This is a genomic window from Conyzicola nivalis (assembly GCF_014639655.1).
GTDB classification, from domain to species: domain Bacteria; phylum Actinomycetota; class Actinomycetes; order Actinomycetales; family Microbacteriaceae; genus Conyzicola; species Conyzicola nivalis.
Genome location: NZ_BMGB01000001.1, coordinates 106269 through 126534, shown reverse-complemented (window position 1 = coordinate 126534; position 20266 = coordinate 106269). Strand labels below are relative to the sequence as shown.

Below are 20266 nucleotides of genomic sequence, written 5' to 3'. Positions count from 1 at the left end.
CAGCGAGGGCGTCCGTTAACGGCGGGAGGGGCACGCGACCGGAGTCGCGTGCCCCTCTGCCTGCTGGCCGGGGTGTTTCTAGGAGAGCGTGCCGAGCGTCACATCGACGGTCGACGATTCGCCGTTGCGCACGTAGGTGATCGTGGCTTTGGCTCCACCAGCGAGGGCCCGGACCTGTGCGGTGAGGTCGGTCTTCCCGGTGACGGGGATGCCGTTGATGCCCGTGATCACGTCACCCGAGACGAGACCGGCTGCGGCAGCGGCGCCTCCCGGCGTCGTTTCCTGGATGCTGGCGCCGACGGTGTCGCTGTCGGCCTGCGCCGCGTCTTCGGTGACGTCGCTGATCGAGGCACCGAGCAGGCCGTGCGTGGCCGCTCCGTTGTCGATGATCTCTTTCGCGACGCGCTCGGCCAGGTTCGCCGGAATGGCGAAGCCGACGCCGATGCTGCCGGACTGCGAGGCGGCACTGGTGCCGCCGGCACTGGCGATGGCGACGTTGATGCCGATCACCTCGCCGTCGGCGTTGAGCAGGGCGCCACCGGAGTTACCGGGGTTGATCGCCGCATCCGTCTGGATCACCGCGAGGGAGATGGTGGACGAGCTGGCGGTCGGGGCGGCCTGGCTGTCCTGTTCCTGTCCGGGGAAGCCGAACTCGAAGAGGTTGTCATCGGGCGCCGAGGAGTCGGGCGCGGTCGCCTCGGGGTCGGTGGGTGCCGCCGACGAAGCGATCGTGATGCTGCGGTTGATGGCGCTGACGATGCCGTCGGTGACAGTACCGGAGAGGCCGAGGGGCGCGCCGATCGCGATGGCGGTGTCGCCGACGTTGAGCTTGCTCGAGTCGGCGAACTTCGCGGGCTGCAGGTCGGTGACGCCTTCGATCTTGATGACTGCGAGGTCGGAGATGGGGTCGGTGCCCACGATCGCGGCCGAGTACAACCGGCCGTCGTTGGTCTGCACCTTGATCGCGGCATCGCCGGTCGCACCGTCAAGGGTGACGACGTGGGTGTTGGTCAGCACGTAGCCGTCAGGGCTGAGGACAACGCCCGAGCCGGTTCCGCCCGCATCGCTGGATGTCGCGGAGATCGTCACGACGGACGGGGAAGCCGTGGCGGCAACCGCGGTGACGGTGGTCGCGTCGTCGGGGTTGTTGACCGTGATGTTCGCGGGCGACGTGACTGCGCCGACCGACGATCCGCCGTTACCGTCGGTGAGCGCGAGCACGATGCCGCCGCCTGCGGCTCCGCCGACGAGAGCGCCGACCGCGAGAGCTGCGACGAGCAGCACGGGACGGTTGCGACGGAACGAAGAGCCGTCCTTTGCGGGGGCCGAGTTGGTGGGAGGGGTCGGCGGCGTCGCCGAGCTCTCGTAGTGCGGCACGGGCTGCGCGACTGCGGGTGCGGGTGCGGGTGAAGAGTGGGGCGCCTCGGAGAGGGCGCGCGGTGCCGGAGGGGCAGGGGGCGCGGGAGGTGCGGGGTTCACGGGTGTGGGGGGCGTGGAGTTTACGGGTGTTGCGGGAATCTCGGGGGTGTCGGTCATCAGGTGCTCCTTCCAGCGCAGTAAGCATCCCGCGCTAACCTGTACGTTTTATATGCGTGCGCTGGAAGCGACCCTCGGCTTTATAGAGCCGGCATTTCAGCAACCGGGACCGTCAGGATTGTCGCGGCAATCCCGGTTCACGAGCACTGTCGTAGCGTCTGCCGCGGTCGCCGTAATCCTATTTGCCGGGAGCTGCAGGGTGCCGTCGATCGGCACCCAGCCGCTCGCGCCGAACCGGTATTCCGCCGCGTATTCGACGGTCAGATCTATCGCGTAGGTCCCGGGCTCGGCGAAGACGTGGCTAGTGGGCGTCGGCGAGAACTCGGCAAGGTTCAGCGCGGCCCAACTCGCGCCGGGGGTGGCGCTCGATCGGGTTGTCCCGTCGCCGTAGTTCCATATGAACGAGCGCGAGCTGAAGCGCACCGAGGCGGGAAGCCCGAGCAGTGTGCCGTTCACAATTTGAGTGGAGGCGTCGGAATAGAAGTTGGTGTCGAGACCCACCACGATCCAGCCGTTGGGTTCCATGTGGTTTCCGCCGGTCGCCGGGCGGAAGCTCGCGATGTCGGCGAGGGTGACATTGGTGGGCGGTGTTCCCGTATAGGTCGACCAGAACTCCGGCCGATAGAAGTCGCCCCGGGCCGCCGCCTCGTTTTCGAGTTGCGCCTCGTAAGCCCTGCGCTGCTCGTTGTTCAGCTGGTTCTTGCTGAAGGGCCGAGGCGGGCCGGTGCGATCACGGCTCGCGCCGTCGCCCGAGGCGCCGCTGTCGCCGCTGCGTCCACTGCCTCCACTGCCTCCACTGCCTCCACTGCCTCCACTGCCTCCACTGCCTCCACTGAGGCTGACATCGTCGTGGCCGATGCGTCCTAGCACTTCGGGACAACCGCCGACTTTCTGCGTCAGCGTTCCACAAGCCGCCGGCGCGCCCGCGCGCGATGGCAGCGGGCCGGCGACCATGGACGCGGCTATCGCCACTGCTGCTACTGCTGGAAGCATGCTTAGCATTCCGGTTCCACCCACGGTTGACGAAGGGAGACCAGCAACTGCGAGGAGGCTGGAGTCGCAGAATCGAATGTCACTTCGTATTTGGCTCGATCTGGGCGCGAGACCTCCACCACAGAAATGCCATTTGCATCGAGAACGTCGACACCACTCACGTCCTCACAGACATAGGCGGTTACTACCGCGATGCCATCAGCTCCGTCGCGGTCGTACCCTTGAAGCGCAAAATCGGAGAAAGTCGTCTGACCCACTGTTCGATAGCCTAAAGTCGCTAGCTCCCCGATTTCGTCTGCATCGGTCCGGAGCTGTTGACCCGCTGCAACTTCGCCGAGCCGTTCGATGCCGGAACCGCCGGCAGCGAGTATTGCGTCTGTCAACTGAACATACGCGGCGTACGCCTCCTCCGCCGCCGCAAGAGCCTCCTCGTCGGAGGCGAAGAGCGGGGTGGCCGTCGGGCTCGGCTTCTCGTCGGCCTTCGGGCCTTCGGGCGCGCAACCTGACGCGGCAAGGGCGGAGACCAGCACGAGTGCTACGGCGGCCGAACGAAACGTTGTTCGCATCCGCACAAGATAGGCCAAATACCCGACGACGGCCGCGAATTATCCACAGCCACCGGGCGGCTAGGCTTAAACGACGATGACAGTCTCCGGTTCCTGGCAGCAAGCGGCTCGAGGAGCGATGCTCCTGGGTGACGACGGCGGGCTGCGGCCCACGATCTTCGCCGAGATGAGCGCGCTCGCGACGAGCTCCGGCGCCATCAACCTGGGTCAGGGGTTCCCCGACGAGGACGGCCCGACCGAAGTGCTCGAGGCCGCGCGCCAAGCGATCACCGACGGCTTCAACCAGTACCCGCCGGGCACCGGAATGCCGGTGCTGCGCAACGCGATCTCGGCCCACCAGCAGCGGTTCTACGGTCTCACCGTCGACCCCGACCGCGAAGTTCTCGTCACCGCGGGCGCCACCGAAGCGCTCGCCGCCACGATTCTCGCCCTCACCGAGAAGGGCGACGAGGTCGTCACCCTCGAGCCGTTCTACGACGCTTACGGTGCGATCGTCGGCCTCGCCGGCGCGACCCACGTGACCGTGCCCATGCGTGCGCCCCTGTTTCAGCCCGACCCCGACGAGTTGCGGGCCGCGATCACCGATCGCACCCGGCTCATCCTGATCAACAATCCGCACAACCCCACCGGGTCGGTGCTGCCGCGCGAGACGCTGCAGCTCATCGTCGAGTTGGCGACCAAGCACGACGCGCTGATCGTCACCGACGAGGTGTATGAGCACCTCGTGTTCGACGCGCCCCACATTCCCGTCGCCACGCTCCCCGGTGCCCGCGCGCGCACCATCACGATCTCCAGCGCCGGCAAAACTTTCAACACCACGGGCTGGAAGATCGGCTGGCTCACGGCGCCCCACGCGATCGTCTCGTCGATCGTCGCCGTGAAGCAGTTCCTGACGTTCGTGAACGGCGCTCCGTTCCAGCCGGCGATCGCCGTGGGCCTCGCTCTGCCCGACTCGTTCTTCACCGGCATCGCGGCGACCCTCGGCCGCAAGCACGACCTCCTGTCGTCGGGCCTCACCGACGCCGGTTTCGCCGTGACCCGTGCGCAGGGCGGATATTTCGTCGTAGCGGATGCTGCGCCCCTGGGTTACGACGACGCGGAGGAGTTCTGCCGCGCCCTGCCCGGCCTGGCCGGGGTCGTGGGTGTGCCGATCAGCGCGTTCGTGCGGCAGGGCAACCGCGCCGAGTATCGCTCGCTCGTGCGGTTCGCCTACTGCAAGCGTGAGAGTGTGCTCGAGGAAGCCGTGGCGCGCCTGGGCGCCCTCGCCCGTTAGGCCGAGCGCAACCGCCGGCTCAGGCCGGCTCGACCGCCGCGGTCACTTTCGGCAGACGCACGATGAAGGTGGTTCCGACGCCGACCTCGCTCTCCACGTCGAGGGATCCACCGTGGGCGTCGATGATCGCCTTCGTGATCGTGAGACCGAGTCCGACTCCGGGCACGGCCGCGCGGGTCGCCGTCGACGCGCGGAAGAACCGCGAGAAGAGCTGGTCGAGCTCGTTGGCCGGAATGCCCATGCCGGTGTCGGTGAGACGCACGACGATGTCGCTGCCGTCGCACGACACCGCGACTGTGACGTTCCCGCCCCGCGGTGTGAACTTGATCGCGTTGGACAGCAGATTGTCGATCGCCTGCCCGATACGCGTGGGGTCGCCGCTCACGAGGGCGAAGTCGTCGTCGACCTCGGCGACGATGGTGACGCCCTGCGCGACGGCGACGGGGTTCGCCGACTCGATCGAAGCGAGCACGACGGGCGCGACATCGACCTCGGAGCGCTCGATGTTGAACGAGTTCGCTCCCACCTGGGCAGTGAACAGCAGGTCGCCCATGAGGCGCAGCAGCCGGTGCGCGTTGCGCTCCGCGATGCCGAGGTACATCATCTGCTCTTCGGAGAGCGGGTCGTCAGCGTCGTCGCGCATGAGTTCGAGGTACCCGAGGATCGAGCTGAGGGGTGTGCGGAGTTCGTGGGAGATGAGCCCGACGAACTCGTCCTTGAGCCGCGACACCTCGAGCGCCTGGGTGACGTCGGTCGCGACGAACAGGTAGCCGGCGGTCTCGCCGAAGTCGTTGACCCGACGGGTGACGGCCACCTCGACGGCGAGCTGCAGCCCGTCGGCCCGCACGTAGGTCCACTGTCGAACCTCGGGTGTGCCGAGCCGGGCCGACTCCACGAGCGCGGAGAAGCCCGGGGTGAGCACCGTCTCCCCCGGCGGGTAGTTGAGCTCGCGCGAGCGCTCGTCGAGCTCGGCGGCGACGTGGAAGTCGTAGATGAACCTCTTGCGCTGTGCTTCGGCCGCGGTCAGCCCGAGCATGCGTTCCGCGCCCGGGTTCCAGACGTCGATGCTTCCGGTGACGTCGGTGCCGACGACGGACTGTTCGGTCACCGCGTCGAGCACGCTGCGGGTGAGTTTGTCGGCCGCCCGTAGCTGCGCCTCGTTCTCGCGCAGGCGTTTGGTGTAGTCCTCGGCGCCGCGCAGCATGCTCTCGCGTTCCTCGGCCAGCCGCCTGACCGACTCGACCTGCACCCGGCCCTGTCGCGAGACCTCGTTGACGATTGCGGCCCCGATGGCGAAGACGATCGGCGCGAAGATGGAACGAAGAAGGTCTCCGGATGTCGCGGCGGGGCTGAATCCGAGGATGTCGGTGAGGGCGATCGCGGTGCCCACACCGGCGATGATGATGTAGCGTCGCCCCGGCTCAGCGGCGATCCAGATCACCGGGAGGATGATGAGCGAGCTGAATGGCGACAGGTTGCCGCCCGTGCCCGCCCGGAACGCGCTGAGCGCGACGAGGTCGAGCACCGGCACCAGGATCGCGAGGCGGACCAGAGTCGGCTGATAGCTGATCACCGCGGCCAGCGCGGTGGCGACGAGCACGCCCCACATTCCCAGGAGTGCCGCCGGCCACACCGTGAAGTCGATGTTCGGCGACACCATAACGATGAGGACCGCGCCGAGGAACGCGAGCGCGAACGGGCCCTGTTTGAGGAACGTCGAGGCCTTGTCTACCCTGATGGTGTCGAGCACCCAGTGGTACAACTTCACGCGGCGGTCCACTTCGGCACGAAGTCGCTCAGCATCTGGCGTACCTTCGCTCCGGTCACGGGCTTGGGCAGCGACGGGTGGCCGTGAGGGTAGTCCTCGGTATTGAGCACCGACGTGATGGCGATGACGCACTCGGGGTTGTCGGCGCCGAGCCGCACCGCGAGCGCCCAGCCGTCCATGCCCGGAAGGACGAGGTCGATGACCGCGACGTCGGGCGTCACGTCACCGTAGGCGGCGATGGCTTCCTCGGCGCTCGGGGCGACGCGCACGTCGCAGCCCGCACGCTCGAAATAGCGGCGCAGCAGAAGCCGCTGGTCGTCGCTGTCTTCGACGATCAGCACCCGGACTCGCTGGTCGAGTCCGGGAGCCGCTGCCACCGCTGGCGTGGTCACGCTTCGCTGATTGAGCTTGCGGCGACCGGCACTGCCGTGCCTGCGACGGGAGCCGCCTCGCGAATCGTCTCGAGGGGTTCGACGCTCGTGCCGCCGCCGAACCGGCCCCAGTAGCGGGCCGAGGCGAGGACGAACTCGGGGTCGAGGTAGGAGCGGATGCCGTCTCCACCGAGGAAGCACTCCACGAGGGCCAGCTTGGTGTCGGTGTACCCGTCGATCGAGACGAACTTCGAGGGGCGGAAGTCGACGGTGGACGACTGGCTCTGGAAGGCGGAGACGGTCGGCACCGCGGATGTCGCGGCGAGAGCCGCCTCGTGGACCGCGCGGTGGTCGGCGTCGTCGTCGTTGACGCTGTGCGTGTAGACGATGGTGGGCGAGACCTCGGCGACCACGCGGGCGATCGTGTCGACGGCCGCGGTGCCGGCGTCGAGCGCCTTCATCGGGAGGTCTTCGAGGAAGAGACGGGCTCCGAGGATCTCGGCGGCGGCGAGCGACTCGTGCTGGAGGTCCGTGTGCTGGCCGGAGGAGGTTCCGCGTGACAGCGTGAGGATCGTGACGGTGTCACCCGCGGCACGGTGCGCCGCGAGGATGCCGCCGATGCCGAACTCGACGTCGTCGGGGTGCGCTCCGATGGCCAGGACGCTCTCGGGAGCCTGCTCGCTCTTGTCGGAGCGGTTCGCTCGGCCGTCGGCCGCGAGCCGCATGACGGCGGTGACCAGGTCGGATGCGCTGATCGGCTTGATGAGGAACTCGTCGGCCTGGGCGTTGAGTGCGCCGACCGCGTAGTCGACCGAGATGTGGGCCGTCATCACGACGATCGGGATGCCGGGGTGGTCGGTGCGGATCTGCTCCATGAGTTCGAGACCGTTGATGCCGGGCATCTCGATGTCGGTGACGACGACGTCGGGCAGGAACTCGCTGATGACCGCGCGGGCCAGCGAAGGGTCGGAAACCGTCTCTACGACACAACCGCCGCGCTTCTCCAACACCGTCTTGGTGTAGAAAGCGACGTCGGCGTCGTCCTCGACGACTACAACTCGATAGGCCTCAGCCATGGCAGATCCTCCCCAAATTACTAGGTCAACTCTAAGGGAGAGAATGGCCGATCGATGCAACGCCGAACCGCCTGAGGCGAAGTGCGGGGTTAATTTCGCGAGAATGTGTAACGCGGTCTTTAGAGAGCCAGGCGACCGCGACATCCGTGGCCTCTCCGACCGTCGCGATCTCGACTCCCATGGGGTCAAGGATCATGCTGTTTCCGACACCGGTCGGCGGGGCCTGGTCGGCCGCGGCGATGTAGATGGTGTTCTCGATGGCCCGCGCCGTGAGCAGAGTGCGCCAGTGATGCTCCTTGAGCGGCCCACGCACCCACTCGGAGGGCATGAGCACGAGGTCGGCTCCGGCGTCGACGAGTCGGCGGGTGACCTCGGGGAAGCGCGCGTCGTAGCAGGTCTGCAGTCCGACGGTGAAGTCGCCGAAGGAGAACGTCTCCGGCGCGTCGAGTGCGCCGGCGACGACCCAGTCGGACTCGCGGGAGCCGAAGGCGTCGTAGAGGTGCATCTTGCGGTACTTCGCGACGAGCTCTCCGCCCGGGTCGATCGCGACGAGGGTGTTCGAGAAGCGGGCGGGATCGTCGGCGTTGGCCTCGACGAGCCCGGCGACGATGTGCGTGCGGTACTCGGAGGCGACGGCGGCGAGCCCGGCGACGAAGTCTCCGTCCAGGGGCTGGGCGGCATCCACATAGCCCTGTCCGAGCTCGGGCTCGAAGAACGACGAGTACTCGGGGAAGACCACGAGAGTTGCGCCCCGCGACACGGCACGCTCGGTGAGCGTGCGGATGGTCGCGAGGTTCTCCCCCGGGTCCGCGACCGGCGCGAACTGGGCGACGGCGATCGCGGACTCGGGAGAACTCATGGGGCCAGCCTACTTCTGGTGTGCGCGCACGACCTCGACGACGGCGGGGTAGAGCGGGTGCGCCGCGTCGAGGCCGGTGACCGAGGTCACGAACTCGTCGGCGGTCGAATCCGACAGCAGCTGCTGAAGTTCGACGCTCTGCGGGTCCTCGGCGACGTCGAACTCGAGGGCGATGCCCATCGTCCGCACGAGGGCGTCGCTGCCGAGGCCGCGTTCGGCGAGTTCGGCGGCGGGGCCGACGAACCGTTCGTTGCGGCCGAGCTTGCGCAGCGGCTGGCGACCGACCCGGTCGACGGTGTCGCTCAGTTCGGGGTTGGCGAAGCGCACCATGTTCTTGTCGATGTAGGCCTGCTGGACCTCGGGGTCGAAGTCGTGCTTCGCGACGAGCAGGGCCTTGGTTTCGGCGAGGACCGCGCGAACCTCGGCTGCGATCTCGGGCGTCGAGAAGGCCTCGGACATCGACGAGACGCCGGCCGCGAAGCCGTGGTACGCCGCGGTCGCGTGGCCGGTGTTGACGGTGAACAGCTTGCGCTCGATGTAGGGGGCGAGATCGTCGACGAAATGCGCGTCGGGGATCACGGGGGTCACAGCACCGAACGGCGTCGACTCGATGGCCCACTCGAAGAACGACTCGACGGTCACGTTGAGACCGGCGTCGCGGTCCTGTCCCGGCACGATGCGGTCGACGGCGGTGTTGGCGAAGATAGCGCCGTCGGCGAGGGCGGCGTCGGGCAGCGCCTTGACGACCTCGACCTTGAGCAGGTCGGTGGCGTTGATGGCGTTCTCGCACGCCATCACGGCGAGCGGCTCGAGGTCGGCCGAACGCTGGGCGATGGCCTTCGCGATGAGCGGGGCGACGAAGCGCAGGATGTTCGGGCCCACCGCGGTGGTCACGATGTCTGCCGACGCGATCTCGGCGATGACGTCCGCCTCGTGCGTCGAGCTGTTCAGCGCGCGGTAGTTGTCGACCGTCCAGACGCTCGCGCCGTCGCCGACCTCGGTGACGACGTAGCTCGGTGTCGAGGCGAGTGCGTCGATCAGCTCGGCGTTGACGTCGGCGAAGACGACCTCGTAGCCGGCCTTGTGCAGGATGAGACCGACGAAGCCGCGACCGATGTTTCCGGCGCCGAAATGTACGGCCTTCACGCGTTCACGTCCCCGAGGATTTCCATGACTTCTTCGGGGGTCTGGGCGGCGAGCAGCTTGGCGACCTCGTCGTCTTCGCTGAACACGATGGCGATCGAGGAGAGGACCTCCATGTGACCGCCGTCTTTGCCCGCGATGCCGACGACGAAGCGGACCTCGTTGCCGTCCCAGTCGATGGGGTTGTCGTAGCGCACGAACGAGAGCGCGGACGCGAGGATCGTGTCCTTGCCCTCGTTCGTGCCATGCGGAATAGCCAGGAAGTTACCCATGTAGGTCGACACCGTTGCTTCACGCTCGTGCATGAAGGCGATGTACTCGGGTGTTACCCCACCCGAGGCGACCAGCAATCGTCCGACCTCGTCGATCGCTTCCGCCGGTGTCGTCGCCGACCCGTGCAGGTTGATCTGTGCAAGTTCAAGCACGTTGCTCATGCGTTTCCTCTATTCTTCCTGGCTATTCGTGTGGTGCAGGTGTGGAGCTGGTGTTACTTCGAGGCCTTCTGGGACTCGAGCAGGGCGACGACCTCGTCGTACTTGGGGCTGCCCATGAAGTTGTCGACCGAGTAGTGGAGCGAGTTCGGCGACTTTTCGGTTGCGCGAGGGGTGAGCTCGCGCTGGGTGATCACGAGGTCGGCGCTGCCGTCGAGGTTCGCGATCGCCTGGTTGACGACGGTCACCCCTTCGATGCCGGCCTTCTTGATCTTGTTGCGCATGACCGTCGCGCCCATGGCGCTCGAGCCCATGCCGGCGTCGCACGCGAACACGATGGACGTGATCGGGGCGCTGACGGCCGCGGTGTTCTGCGGCTCCACGGTCGAGGTCGCCGCGGCGTCGCCGCCCGAGGTGCTCAGCAGCGAACCGACCTGGCTGTCGCGGCCCTTGTTGGCGGCGTTCTTGGCGACGGCATCGGCGAGAGCGGTGTCACCCGCGGCGACAGCCGCGAGGTCGGTCTTGCGGCTCGCGCGGATGATGATGGATGCCACGAGGAACGAGACCGCGGCGGAGATGATCACCGAGAGGATGACGCCCACGAAGCTGCCGGGAGGCGTCTGCGCGAGGATCGCGATGATCGAGCCGGGCGACGCGGGGGCGCGCAGACCGGACTGGAAGATCACGTTGGTGAGAACACCGCTGGCTCCACCGGCGATGACGGCGACGACGAGCAGCGGCTTCGCCAGAACGTAGGGGAAGTAGATCTCGTGGATACCACCGACGAACTGGATGAGGATCGCGCCGGGAGCGCTCGCGCGCAGCAGGCCGACACCGAACACGGCGAAGGCGAGCAGCAGACCGAGGCCGGGGCCGGGGTTCGCCTCGATGAGGAAGAGGATCGACTGGCCGTTACGCTCCGCTTCGACGGTGCCGAGCGGGGTGAACACGCCGTGGTTGATCGCGTTGTTCAGGAACAGGATCTTGCCGGGCTCAACGAAGATGCTCGCGAGGGGCAGCAGCGAGGTCTCGACGAGCCAGCTGACGACGGTCTCCAGGAAGGAGCTGATCGCGGTGACCGCGGGGGCGATGACGAAGAATGCGACCACGGCGAGTCCCGCTCCGACGATGCCGCCGGAGAAGTTGTCGACGAGCATCTCGAAGCCGGCGCGGATCTTTCCGGCCCAGAGGGCGTCCACCTTCTTCATAACCCATGCGGCACCGGGGCCGACGATCATCGCGCCGAGGAACATGGGAATGCCCGCTCCGACGATGACACCCATGGTCGCGATGGTTCCGACCACGCCGCCGCGCACGCCGTAGACCATGCGGCCACCGGTGTTCGCGATGAGGAGGGGAAGGAGGTACGTGATCATCGGGCCGACCAGCCCGGTGTTGGTCACGTCGGGGTCGGAGCTCCAGCCACCGAGCTGCTGCACCCAGGTGGCGTCGATGCCGAGCAACGGCAGCCAGCCGGTCTCGATGAACAGGGCAGTGATGAGGCCCCAGGCGATGAACGCCGCGATGTTCGGCAGCACCATGTTGCTGATGAACGTGCCGAACTTCTGAACACCTACTCGTGTTCCTCCGCGTTTTGTTTCAGACGTCGTTGTCATGGGTGTTACTCCGATTCTGTGAGTGTGGTTGAGGTGGTGAGAGAGTTTGCTGCGGCGGTCACCGCGACGCGGGCCTCCACAGCGCTATTAGCCGAGAGGGCAATCTCGGCGAATTCTTGCGTCTGCGCGAGGGTGTATCGCGCGAGCTCGGTGCGCACGTCGGCGAGCGCCGCCGCCGACATCGAGAGCGAGGTCGCCCCGAGACCGACGAGCACCACGGCCAGCAGCGGGTCGGCTGCAGCCTCGCCGCAGATGCCGACGGGTTTGCCGGCCGTCACACCCGCGCGGCCGACCTCGCCGACCAGACGCAGCACGGCGGGGTGCCACGGGTCCTGGAACGAGGCGACGGAGCCGAGCAGTCGGTCGGCGGCGAGGGTGTACTGGGTGAGGTCGTTGGTGCCGATGCTGGCGAAGTCGGTCTCCGGCAAGATGCGGTCGGCTAGCAGTGCCGCGGCCGGTACCTCGATCATGACCCCGGCGGTCTTGATGCCGAGCTCCCTGGCCAGCTTGGTGAAGTAGCGGGTCTCTTCGACCGTGGAGACCATGGGCGCCATGACCCACAGGTCGGCGTCGGTCACCGCGTCGGCGTTGGCCAGCGCGGTGAGCTGGTCGCGCAGGATCGGCTCGTTGGCACGCAGCGCGCGGATGCCGCGCAGCCCGAGGGCCGGGTTTTCTTCCGGCTCGTCGTTGAGGAAGCTCAGCGGCTTGTCTGCGCCCGCGTCGAGCGCACGCACGACGACCTTTTTGCCCGCGAACGCGGTGAGCAGCTGCGTGTACTTCTCCTGCTGCTCGGCCACGGTCGGCGCCTTGTCCGAGTCGAGGAAGAGGAACTCGGTGCGGAACAGGCCGACGCCCTCAGCGCCCTTCTCCACGGCGGGCAGGGCGCCGTCGGTCGAGCCGAGGTTCGCGAGCAGCGGGATGGGGGTGCCGTCGGCGAGGGCGCCGGGACCGACCGGGGCGTCGGCCGCTGCGGCGCGGGCGGCGATCGTGCTGGACGCTGCTGCCTGCTCGCCTTCGCTGGGGGTGACGTTCACGATTCCGGTCGACGCATCGACGACGACGACCTGGTCGTCGGCGAGGTCGAGGGCTCCGGATGCGCCCACGACGGCGACGATGGACTTCTCGCGAGCGAGGATCGCCGTGTGCGACGTGGGTCCGCCGTCGCTGGTGATGAGTGCGAGCACCTTGTCGAGGTCGAGGAGCGCCGTGTCGGCGGGGGCCAGGTCGCGGGCGACGAGGACGAAGGGGTAGTCGGGATCGGGCACACCGGGGGCGGAGACACCCTGCAGGTGGGCGACGACGCGCTGCGAGACGTCGTTGAGGTCGGTCGCGCGCTCCCCCATGTAGCCGCCCATGCTGGTGAGCAGGTCGCGGAAGGCGGCGAATGCCTCGAACACGGCGCGTTCGGCGGTCTTGCCGGTGCCGATGCGCGCGTCGACGTCGTCCTTGAGCGTCGGGTCTTCGGCCATGAACGCCTGCGCGTCGAGCACGTCTTTGGCGGCTCCACCGGCGCGGGCACCGCGGAGACGGATGTCGGCGGCAGCCGCGGCGAGGGCACCGGCGGCGCGCACCTTCTCCGCGTCGCCACCGACGGTGCTCGCGTCATCCGTCGGTTCGGGAAGGGGCTCGGGCATGCGCAGAACGGGGCCGACGGCGAGGCCGCGCCCGATTCCTACTCCGGTGAGGGTACTCATGCGTCGTGGTCCGTTCCGAGGAAGGCGGCCAGATCGTCGAGTGCCGCCTCGGCGTTGTCGCCCTCGGTGTGCAGGGTGACCTCGTCGCCGTGCTCGATGCCGAGCGAGATGACGCCGAGGATGCTCGCGGCATTGATCTTCTTGTCACCCTTGGTGAGCTCGACCGTGAGCCCCGTCGCGGTGACGGCTTGCACGAACAGCGATGCGGGCCGTGCGTGCAGGCCGTGGGCGGAAGCGATCGTGACAGTGCGGTCAGCCATGAGGTGTGTCCTTCTGGGTTGTGGTGAGGGAGGAGAAAAGATCGTAGGCGGCCTCGGCGCCGCCGGGGCCGAAGGTGGTGCTCGCCAGCAGTCCGGCCGGTACGCCGTAGCCGGCAGCGCGGTCGCGCAGGGCGTCGAAGGTCGAGGAGAGGTGCGATCCGACGAGCAGAACGTCGACCGCGGGAAGGCGGGAATCGATGTCGTCGTCGCTCGCGGCCTGCACGGTGACGGATTCGCCACGGGCGGCAGCGATGGTGCGCATGCGTCCGGCGAGGAAGGTACTCGAAGCGCCGGCACCACAAATAATCAGAATGGTGGTCATGGATCGCCTCCTTGCGTTCCCTGCGTAACAGCGAATCGACGTACTTAGACCTCAATCTTTGATCGAAATGCGTTCCCGTTCCAGTAGTTCTCCTTCCGCCCCCGCGGAAGATAGCGTCTGAGGGCAGGCGTAGACCGCGTGAACGTGGTTAAGTTGCTGTAAATGAGCGATAAGTACGAGCGCCTGCTTCACTACCTGTCGCAGAGCGATAACCGCGTGACCGCGGCGGAGCTGGCAGAACACCTCGGGGTGACGACGCGCAGTGTGCGCAGCTATGTCACCGCGGCCAAGGCGGCCGCGCACCCGCTCAGCATCATTTCGTCGTCGACCAACGGCTACCGCCTTAACCGCGAGGCCTACGCCACCTTCGCGAGCGGTGGCCGCGCCCGCGACGCCGACACCCCGCGCGACCGGGTGCACCACCTCGTGCGTCGGCTCACCGAAGAGCCGGGCGGTCTCGACGTGCACACCCTCGCCGACAGCCTCTACGTGAGCGAGTCGACCATCGAGAGCGACCTGCGCAAGGTCAAGGTGCTCGGCGAGGAGGCCGGCCTGACCCTGAGCCGACGCGGGAGTGTCGTCTCGCTCACGGGAACCGAGGCGGAGTACCGCCGGGTGCTCAGCAAGATCTTCCGCACCGAGAGCGCGCAGGGGTTCCTCGAGCTCGAGAACGTCCAGCGGGAATTCGTCTCCGAGGACCTCGGCGCGTTCAAGACCGCGCTCATCGAGATGCTCGAGGCCCAGGGCTACTTCGTCAACGAGTACGGCGTCAACAGCGTGCTGCTGCACGTCGCGATCGCCGTGGACCGTGTCATCCGACGCCCGACCCCCAAAATTGCGGATGCCGCGGACCCCACCCCGATCACGGCAGCCCTCGCCGACCTCACGCGAAGCCACTTCGACGTCGAGCTCGACCGCACCGACCTCGACTACCTCGCGAAACTGCTCACCACCCGGGTCATCACCCCCGGCCAGAACGAGCCGGTGCAGTCGGTCGTCGACAACTACGTCGTTCCCGAACACCTCGAGACGGTGCGGCGGGTCGTCGGCCAGGTCGGCGAGGAATACCTGCTCGACCTCGACGACGAGACGTTTATGGTGCGGTTCGCCCTGCACGTGGGCAACCTGATCGCGCGGGCGCAGGACAACTCCTACTCGCGCAACCCGCTCGTGAAATCGATCAAGACCTCGTACCCGATGATCTACGACGTGGCCGTGTTTATGGCCAGCCAGATCCAGCGTGAGAAGTCGATCACGATCAACGACGACGAGATCTCGTACATCGCGATGCACATCGGGTCGCACCTGGAACGGCAGTCCCGCCACGAGGAACGCCTCACGGTCGCGATCGTCTCCCCCGGCTACTACGACATGCACGACATCCTTCGCCGTCACATCGAGGCGGCGCTCGGTGACGAGGTGTCCGTCGAGGTCGTGGTGACCCGCACCGACGTGGACTCCGGCGATTTCGCCACCGACCTCGTGCTCAGCACGATCGCCTTCCCCGGTGCGGGCGACAACGTCGTGGTCATCCAGCCGTTCCTGACCGAGGGCGACGTGGAGAACATCCGACGGGCCATCTCGCGGGTGCGTCGGCACCGGCGCCGCATCCGGATCAAAGACGACCTGCTGCTCTATTTCGACGAGTCGCTGTTCCTGCGCAACGTGCAGGCGGCGGACGAGGCGTCGATGATCCGGGTGCTGGGCGGTCTTATGGTCGAGCGCGGCATCATCGACGAGAGCTACATCGACGGCGCCATCGAGCGCGAACTGCTCTCGTCGACTGCGTTCACCGAGTCGATCGCGGTGCCGCACGCGATGGCGATGACGGCCACGCGCACGTCTATCGCGATCGCGGTGAACGAGACCGCGATGCCCTGGGGCGAGAACCGCGTCAACGTGATCGCGCTCATTGCGTTCAACTCGGGCGGACGGGCGTCGTTCCAGTCGACGTTCGACCAGTTCGTGGAGGTCTTCGCCGACCGTGCCGGCGTGCTCGAGCTCATCAGGCGCTCGACCGGGTTCACCGAGTTCATCGAAGAACTCGTTCGGATGATCGACAAGTAGATGCGCGAGCAGGACTTCCGCGAGCTGTGCCTGAACCTGGCCGGGGCCACGGAGAGTTTTCCGTTCGGTCCGGAGACCCCGGTCTACAAGGCCGCGAACGGCAAGGTCTTCGCGATCATGACGGAACCGGGAGACCCCTCCCCCGCCGTCACCCTCAAGGCGGCGCCCGACGACGGCCTGGCGGTGCGGGCGCAGCACCCGACGATCACGCCCGGGTATCACATGAACAAGCGGCATTGGCTGACGGTACCGCTCGACGTGCCCGAGCAGCTGCTCGTCGACCTCGTGACCGAGAGCCACCGGTTGGTGCGGCCGAGGTTGGCGCGCTGAGGCTGAACGCTTAAAGCAAGAAGTCCCGGCCACAAGTGACCGGGACTTCTTCTCTGTTGCGGGGACAGGATTTGAACCTGCGACCTCTGGGTTATGAGCCCAGCGAGCTACCGAACTGCTCCACCCCGCGCTGCAAGATCAACGATAGCACGGCTTTGTCGGGCCGGTTTCCACCGTGCGCGCTCAGAGCGGTTTGCTCGCCCCCAGGCTCATGGCGAGCGGCAGCCATTTGGTGTCGGGCCAGCGGAACTGGCCGTCGCCGGCGGCCTCGAGCACGGGGAACATTTTCCACGGGATCTCGTAGTGCTCGTGGAAGAAGTCGAGCGTGAGACCAGTGGCGAGCAGGGAGGTGATGATCTCGCTCAGCGGGTGTGGCCACTCGTACGTGCGGGTGTTCGTGAGCTTCGCCTCGGCTACCGCGTAGTCCTGGTCGTCGTCGCCGATATCCGGCTCGCCGTCGGAGTCGTAGGGGTACTGCAACGTGGGCAGCTCGCCTTCTCCCCCGTCGAGAACCCAGGCCGCCGGGTGCCCGTCGGCGAAGTACAGCGTGCCCCCTGGTTTGAGGAACCACTCCACGATGCGCGCCCACTCGGCGACGTCGGGCAGCCAGCCGATAGTGCCCCACGTGGTGAAGACCATGTCGAACGACTCGGGCTGCGGCAGGGTGTGCCGCAGGTCGTAGATGTTGGCGATCACGAAGCGCGAGCGATCGGCCAGGTCGAGTTCGGCGGCCAGCGCCCGCGCCTGAACGATCGCGGGCTTCGAGAAATCGACCCCCACGACCTCCGCCCCGCGCTGTGCGAGCGCGAGGGTGTCGGCACCGAAGTGGCACTGGAGATGCAGGATCCGCTTGCCCTCCAGCCCGTCGGGAAACATCGCGGCGAGCTCGACCTCGTCGATCGGGGTGAGCGTGCCGTGCCCGGCCCGCAGCCTCGACTGGTCGTAGAACTCGCTCGCCACGTGCAGTGGGACCCGTTCGTCCCACTGCGCGCGGTTTGCGTCCAGCCAGTCGCCGGAGCCGAGCTCGACCATCGTTACTCGCTGGCTGCGAGGGCCGCGTCCAGGGCCGCGGTGAGGCGGTTGTCCGCTTCTGCCGCCGCCACGAGGTCGTTGGCCGCGTACGCCGCTTCACGGTCGGCGAGCGCCTGCTTGGCGTCGGCGAGCGCAGAGGCCAGCGTGGTCTCGTCGCCGGTGTCGGTTCCGGGGTCGGTCGGGGCGGGAACCGGGGTCTCCGGATCTGTTCCCGGGTCGACCTCTTCCCCTGGCACCGGGGTCACGACGGTGCCGCCGTCGCCGGCGTCGGCTCCGGAGTCACCGCCGAACAGGGCGTCGAGCGCCTCGTCGAGGGTGTCTTCGAAGGCGATCTGGTCGCCGAACGCGACCAGCACCTTACGCAGCAGCGGGTAGCTGGTGCCACCGGTAGCCTGCACGTAGACGGGCTGCACGTAGAGCAGTCCGCCGCCCACGGGAACCGTGAGCAGGTTGCCCTGGATCGCCTCCGTGTCACCGCGTTGCAGCAGCGAGAGCTGGCTGGCCACTTCGGTGTCGGAGTTGAAGCTGTTCTGCACCTGGCCTGGGCCCGGCACCGTGTCCTGCTTAGGCAGGGTCAACAGCGTGAGCTTGCCGTAGTCCGGGCCCGCATCCGAGTTCACCGCGAGATAGCCGGTGAGGATGCTGCTGCTCGAGGTGGCCGCGGCCCGCGGGATGAAGGTGGAATAGAGCGTGAATGCGGATGCATCGGTGCCGGGCACCTGCATCGTGAGGTAGTACGGCGGCTGCAACGTGGGAGCCGCGGCCGGCGACGTCGGGTCGTTCGGCGTGACCCACTGGTCGTCGCTCGAGTAGAACGAGTTCGCGTCGGTCACGTGGAACGATCCGAGGATCGCGCGCTGCACCTTGAACAGGTCGGCGGGGTAGCGCACGTGGCTGAGCAGGTCGGGGCTCATGTCGTCGGCCGACTGCAGCGAGTTGGGGAAGATCTTCTGCCACGTCTTCAGGATCGGGTCTTCCGTGTCCCAGGCGTAGAGGGTGACCTCGCCGGTGTAGGCGTCGACCGTGGCCTTGACCGAGTTGCGGATGTAGTTGACGTTGTCGACCGCGTAGGGCACGGCGGGTGTCGTCGTGTCGACAATCGTGTCGCTGAGCTTCTCCACGCGGGAGTACGGGTAGTTCGCGCTAGTCGTGTAGGCGTCGACGATCCAGAGGACCTTGCCGTCGACGACCGCCGGGTAGGCGTCGCTGTCGGTGGTCAGGTACGGGGCGACCTTCTTCACGCGCTCGATCGGGTCGCGGTCGTAGAGGATCTGCGACTCGCTCGTGACGGCGTCGGACAGGATGATCTGCTCGGACTGGAACTTGATCGCGTAGGCGAGCTTCGAGAACAGGTTGTCGAGCATCGGCCCGCCGTCGCCCTCGTAGGTCGTCGTCATGTTCGACGCGTCGTCGTCATCGCCCGACGGGTAGTCGAGCTCGATCGGTGTGTCGCCCTCGGGCGCTCCGACGACGGAGTAGGCCGGCGATTCCTCGCCGAAGTAGATGCGCGGCTCTTCGATGTCGAGGGCGCCCGTGGAGGGGATGCCCGATTCGAGGAACACCGGCTGGCCGTCGGTCGTGCGCTGGTTGCCGTAGGCGGCGACCACGCCGTAGCCGTGGGTGTAGACGAACGCGTTCGAGTACGGGGTCTGCGAGTCGCCGAGACCCTCCTGGTCGAGCTCGCGCACCGCGATCACGGTGTCCTGCACAGTTCCGTCGATGTTGTAGCGGTCGACGTCGAGGTGGGCGGGGAACTGGTAGTACTGGCGGAATCGTTCGAGCTGGGCAAACGACTCCGAAACGAGAGCCGGGTCGATGATGCGGATGTTCGCGGTGGTCTCCGCGTCGGAGCGCAGCGCGCCCTGTTCCGCATCCGTCGTGGCGTTGTAGGGGGTCTCAGTCACGCCGTCGACACCATAGGCGGTGCGCGTGGCCTCGATGCTGCGATCGATGTATTCGGACTCGAGCGTGCGGGCGCTCGGCTCCACCTGGAAGCGCTGCACGATCCACGGGTAGATGCCGCCGAGGATGAGTCCGCTCACCAGGAGGAGCGCCGTGCCGATGACGGGCAGGCGCCAGCGGCCGATGACCGCGGTGACGATGAAGAGCAATGCGACGACGCCCGCCGCGATGGCGAGGATGGCGCGCCCGGGAATGGTGGCGTTGACCTCGGTGAAGCCGGCACCCGTCTGCAGGTAGCCTGCGCCGCGCGAGGCGAGGGTCGTGTACTGGTCGAGCCAGATGCTGAGCGCCTGGAGGGCCACGTAGAGGGCCGCCATGATGGCGAGCTGGATGCGTGCGGAACGCGAGATGCGCACCTCGCGGCCCGTCACTCGGATCGCACCGTAGAGGTAGGTGGTGGCGAGGGCGGCGATGCCCGCGATGAGCACGATCGCCGAGGCGTAGGCCACGACGCCGCGGAAGAACGGCAGTTCGAACATATAGAACGAGACGTCGAGCCCGAACTGCGGGTCGGTCTCGCCGAACGAGGTGCGGTTGAAGTACTGGAGAACGACGGGCCAGCGAGTGGCCGCCGAGACGCCGGTGAAGAGCCCGAGGACGGCGGGGATGCCGATCATCGCGAGGCGGCGCAGCGGCTCGATGACCTGCTGGTAGCGGTCGAGCTGCGAGTTGAGCTTCGCGTAGACCGGGCGGGCGCGGAAGGCGACCTCGATGCTCACCCAGACGGGCACGGCCATGGCCAGGAATCCGACGAGGAACATGACGGCGGTGGCGATCCACTGCGTCGTGAGCACGTTGAGGAAGTCGAGCTGGTCGAACCAGAGAATGTCGGTGTAGAACCCGGCGACGATGAAGAAGATCACCACCAGCACTGCGAGGATCGCTGCGGTAATCGCGAGGGTGACCCTCGTGCGGCTGACGGGTGGGTTTGCTGTGGAAGTCAAGCGACTGCTCCTGGCCTTAGTGG

General features: G+C 67.3%; 18 protein-coding genes and 1 tRNA gene. 3 read left to right on the top strand and 16 right to left on the bottom strand.

Annotation, left to right across the window (positions count from 1 at the left end; genetic code table 11):
* Window positions 1–78: 78 nt before the first annotated feature.
* The 3 genes from IEV96_RS00635 to IEV96_RS00625 form a co-directional block, all read right to left on the bottom strand.
* On the bottom strand, window positions 79–1536 hold the full coding sequence (locus IEV96_RS00635) for a S1C family serine protease (RefSeq protein ID WP_188508790.1): 1458 nt from the start codon (window positions 1534–1536) through the stop codon (window positions 79–81).
* Window positions 1537–1632: 96 nt separating this feature from the next.
* On the bottom strand, window positions 1633–2529 hold the full coding sequence (locus IEV96_RS00630) for a PKD domain-containing protein (protein ID WP_188508789.1): 897 nt from the start codon (window positions 2527–2529) through the stop codon (window positions 1633–1635).
* 2 nt (window positions 2530–2531) lie between these two features.
* The gene (locus tag IEV96_RS00625) at window positions 2532–3095 is read right to left on the bottom strand and encodes a hypothetical protein (RefSeq protein ID WP_188508788.1); all 564 of its coding nucleotides are present in this window, start codon (window positions 3093–3095) and stop codon (window positions 2532–2534) included.
* A 76-nt stretch (window positions 3096–3171) separates the two neighbouring features.
* Here IEV96_RS00625 and IEV96_RS00620 point away from each other — a divergent pair, with 76 nt between their 5' ends.
* Window positions 3172–4368, top strand: coding sequence for a pyridoxal phosphate-dependent aminotransferase (locus IEV96_RS00620; RefSeq protein ID WP_188508787.1), 1197 nt, complete (start codon window positions 3172–3174; stop codon window positions 4366–4368).
* Window positions 4369–4387: 19 nt separating this feature from the next.
* Here IEV96_RS00620 and IEV96_RS00615 read toward each other — a convergent pair whose 3' ends face one another.
* The 10 genes from IEV96_RS00615 to IEV96_RS00570 are packed head-to-tail and all read right to left on the bottom strand — an operon-like array spanning window position 4388 to window position 13908.
* Window positions 4388–6136 carry a PAS domain-containing sensor histidine kinase gene (locus IEV96_RS00615; RefSeq protein ID WP_229732889.1) on the bottom strand — a complete coding sequence of 583 codons (1749 nt, stop codon included), beginning with the start codon at window positions 6134–6136 and terminating at the stop codon, window positions 4388–4390.
* Window positions 6133–6528, bottom strand: a complete 396-nt coding sequence (locus tag IEV96_RS00610; RefSeq protein WP_188508786.1) for a response regulator — start codon at window positions 6526–6528, stop codon at window positions 6133–6135. The genes IEV96_RS00615 and IEV96_RS00610 overlap by 4 nt, the downstream gene beginning before the upstream one ends.
* Window positions 6525–7583, bottom strand: coding sequence for a response regulator (locus IEV96_RS00605; RefSeq protein ID WP_188508785.1), 1059 nt, complete (start codon window positions 7581–7583; stop codon window positions 6525–6527). Before IEV96_RS00605 ends, IEV96_RS00610 begins: the two co-directional genes overlap by 4 nt.
* Before the next feature lie 31 nt (window positions 7584–7614).
* The gene (locus IEV96_RS00600; RefSeq protein ID WP_188508784.1) at window positions 7615–8442 is read right to left on the bottom strand and encodes a carbon-nitrogen hydrolase family protein; all 828 of its coding nucleotides are present in this window, start codon (window positions 8440–8442) and stop codon (window positions 7615–7617) included.
* A gap of 9 nt (window positions 8443–8451) precedes the next feature.
* Window positions 8452–9588: a mannitol-1-phosphate 5-dehydrogenase gene (locus IEV96_RS00595; protein ID WP_188508783.1), complete on the bottom strand. Its 1137-nt coding sequence runs from the start codon at window positions 9586–9588 to the stop codon at window positions 8452–8454.
* On the bottom strand, window positions 9585–10019 hold the full coding sequence (locus IEV96_RS00590) for a PTS mannitol transporter subunit IIA (protein ID WP_188508782.1): 435 nt from the start codon (window positions 10017–10019) through the stop codon (window positions 9585–9587). The genes IEV96_RS00595 and IEV96_RS00590 overlap by 4 nt, the downstream gene beginning before the upstream one ends.
* Before the next feature lie 53 nt (window positions 10020–10072).
* Window positions 10073–11632, bottom strand: a complete 1560-nt coding sequence (locus tag IEV96_RS00585) for a PTS mannitol transporter subunit IIBC (RefSeq protein ID WP_188508781.1) — start codon at window positions 11630–11632, stop codon at window positions 10073–10075.
* Window positions 11633–11637: 5 nt separating this feature from the next.
* On the bottom strand, window positions 11638–13326 hold the full coding sequence (gene ptsP, locus IEV96_RS00580; RefSeq protein WP_188508780.1) for a phosphoenolpyruvate--protein phosphotransferase: 1689 nt from the start codon (window positions 13324–13326) through the stop codon (window positions 11638–11640).
* Window positions 13323–13586: an HPr family phosphocarrier protein gene (locus IEV96_RS00575; protein ID WP_188508779.1), complete on the bottom strand. Its 264-nt coding sequence runs from the start codon at window positions 13584–13586 to the stop codon at window positions 13323–13325. The genes ptsP and IEV96_RS00575 overlap by 4 nt, the downstream gene beginning before the upstream one ends.
* Window positions 13579–13908, bottom strand: coding sequence for a PTS sugar transporter subunit IIB (locus IEV96_RS00570; RefSeq protein ID WP_188508778.1), 330 nt, complete (start codon window positions 13906–13908; stop codon window positions 13579–13581). The genes IEV96_RS00575 and IEV96_RS00570 overlap by 8 nt, the downstream gene beginning before the upstream one ends.
* A 162-nt stretch (window positions 13909–14070) precedes the next feature.
* Here IEV96_RS00570 and IEV96_RS00565 point away from each other — a divergent pair, with 162 nt between their 5' ends.
* Both IEV96_RS00565 and IEV96_RS00560 read left to right on the top strand, forming a co-directional pair.
* Complete coding sequence (locus IEV96_RS00565) at window positions 14071–15975, top strand: BglG family transcription antiterminator (protein ID WP_188508777.1); 1905 nt, start codon at window positions 14071–14073, stop codon at window positions 15973–15975.
* Window positions 15976–16305, top strand: a complete 330-nt coding sequence (locus tag IEV96_RS00560) for an MmcQ/YjbR family DNA-binding protein (protein WP_188508776.1) — start codon at window positions 15976–15978, stop codon at window positions 16303–16305.
* Window positions 16306–16361: 56 nt separating this feature from the next.
* Here IEV96_RS00560 and IEV96_RS00555 read toward each other — a convergent pair.
* The 3 genes from IEV96_RS00555 to IEV96_RS00545 all read right to left on the bottom strand — a co-directional run bounded on the left by IEV96_RS00555 (window position 16362) and on the right by IEV96_RS00545 (window position 20243).
* Window positions 16362–16435: transfer RNA gene (locus IEV96_RS00555), tRNA-Met, on the bottom strand.
* 53 nt (window positions 16436–16488) lie between these two features.
* Window positions 16489–17337 carry a class I SAM-dependent methyltransferase gene (locus IEV96_RS00550; RefSeq protein ID WP_188508775.1) on the bottom strand — a complete coding sequence of 283 codons (849 nt, stop codon included), beginning with the start codon at window positions 17335–17337 and terminating at the stop codon, window positions 16489–16491.
* A 2-nt stretch (window positions 17338–17339) separates the two neighbouring features.
* Complete coding sequence (locus IEV96_RS00545; RefSeq protein WP_188508774.1) at window positions 17340–20243, bottom strand: UPF0182 family membrane protein; 2904 nt, start codon at window positions 20241–20243, stop codon at window positions 17340–17342.
* Between the last annotated feature and the right edge of the window lie 23 nt (window positions 20244–20266).

Coding starts and splice junctions, on each gene's coding strand:
- IEV96_RS00630 (WP_188508789.1), bottom strand. CDS start 2,529: ATGCTTCCAGCAGTAGCAGCAGTGGCGATAGCCGCGTCCATGGTCGCC.
- IEV96_RS00565 (WP_188508777.1), top strand. CDS start 14,071: ATGAGCGATAAGTACGAGCGCCTGCTTCACTACCTGTCGCAGAGCGAT.
- IEV96_RS00605 (WP_188508785.1), bottom strand. CDS start 7,583: ATGGCTGAGGCCTATCGAGTTGTAGTCGTCGAGGACGACGCCGACGTC.
- IEV96_RS00590 (WP_188508782.1), bottom strand. CDS start 10,019: ATGAGCAACGTGCTTGAACTTGCACAGATCAACCTGCACGGGTCGGCG.
- IEV96_RS00600 (WP_188508784.1), bottom strand. CDS start 8,442: ATGAGTTCTCCCGAGTCCGCGATCGCCGTCGCCCAGTTCGCGCCGGTC.
- IEV96_RS00575 (WP_188508779.1), bottom strand. CDS start 13,586: ATGGCTGACCGCACTGTCACGATCGCTTCCGCCCACGGCCTGCACGCA.
- ptsP (WP_188508780.1), bottom strand. CDS start 13,326: ATGAGTACCCTCACCGGAGTAGGAATCGGGCGCGGCCTCGCCGTCGGC.
- IEV96_RS00550 (WP_188508775.1), bottom strand. CDS start 17,337: ATGGTCGAGCTCGGCTCCGGCGACTGGCTGGACGCAAACCGCGCGCAG.
- IEV96_RS00570 (WP_188508778.1), bottom strand. CDS start 13,908: ATGACCACCATTCTGATTATTTGTGGTGCCGGCGCTTCGAGTACCTTC.
- IEV96_RS00635 (WP_188508790.1), bottom strand. CDS start 1,536: ATGACCGACACCCCCGAGATTCCCGCAACACCCGTAAACTCCACGCCC.
- IEV96_RS00560 (WP_188508776.1), top strand. CDS start 15,976: ATGCGCGAGCAGGACTTCCGCGAGCTGTGCCTGAACCTGGCCGGGGCC.
- IEV96_RS00620 (WP_188508787.1), top strand. CDS start 3,172: ATGACAGTCTCCGGTTCCTGGCAGCAAGCGGCTCGAGGAGCGATGCTC.
- IEV96_RS00625 (WP_188508788.1), bottom strand. CDS start 3,095: ATGCGAACAACGTTTCGTTCGGCCGCCGTAGCACTCGTGCTGGTCTCC.
- IEV96_RS00585 (WP_188508781.1), bottom strand. CDS start 11,632: ATGACAACGACGTCTGAAACAAAACGCGGAGGAACACGAGTAGGTGTT.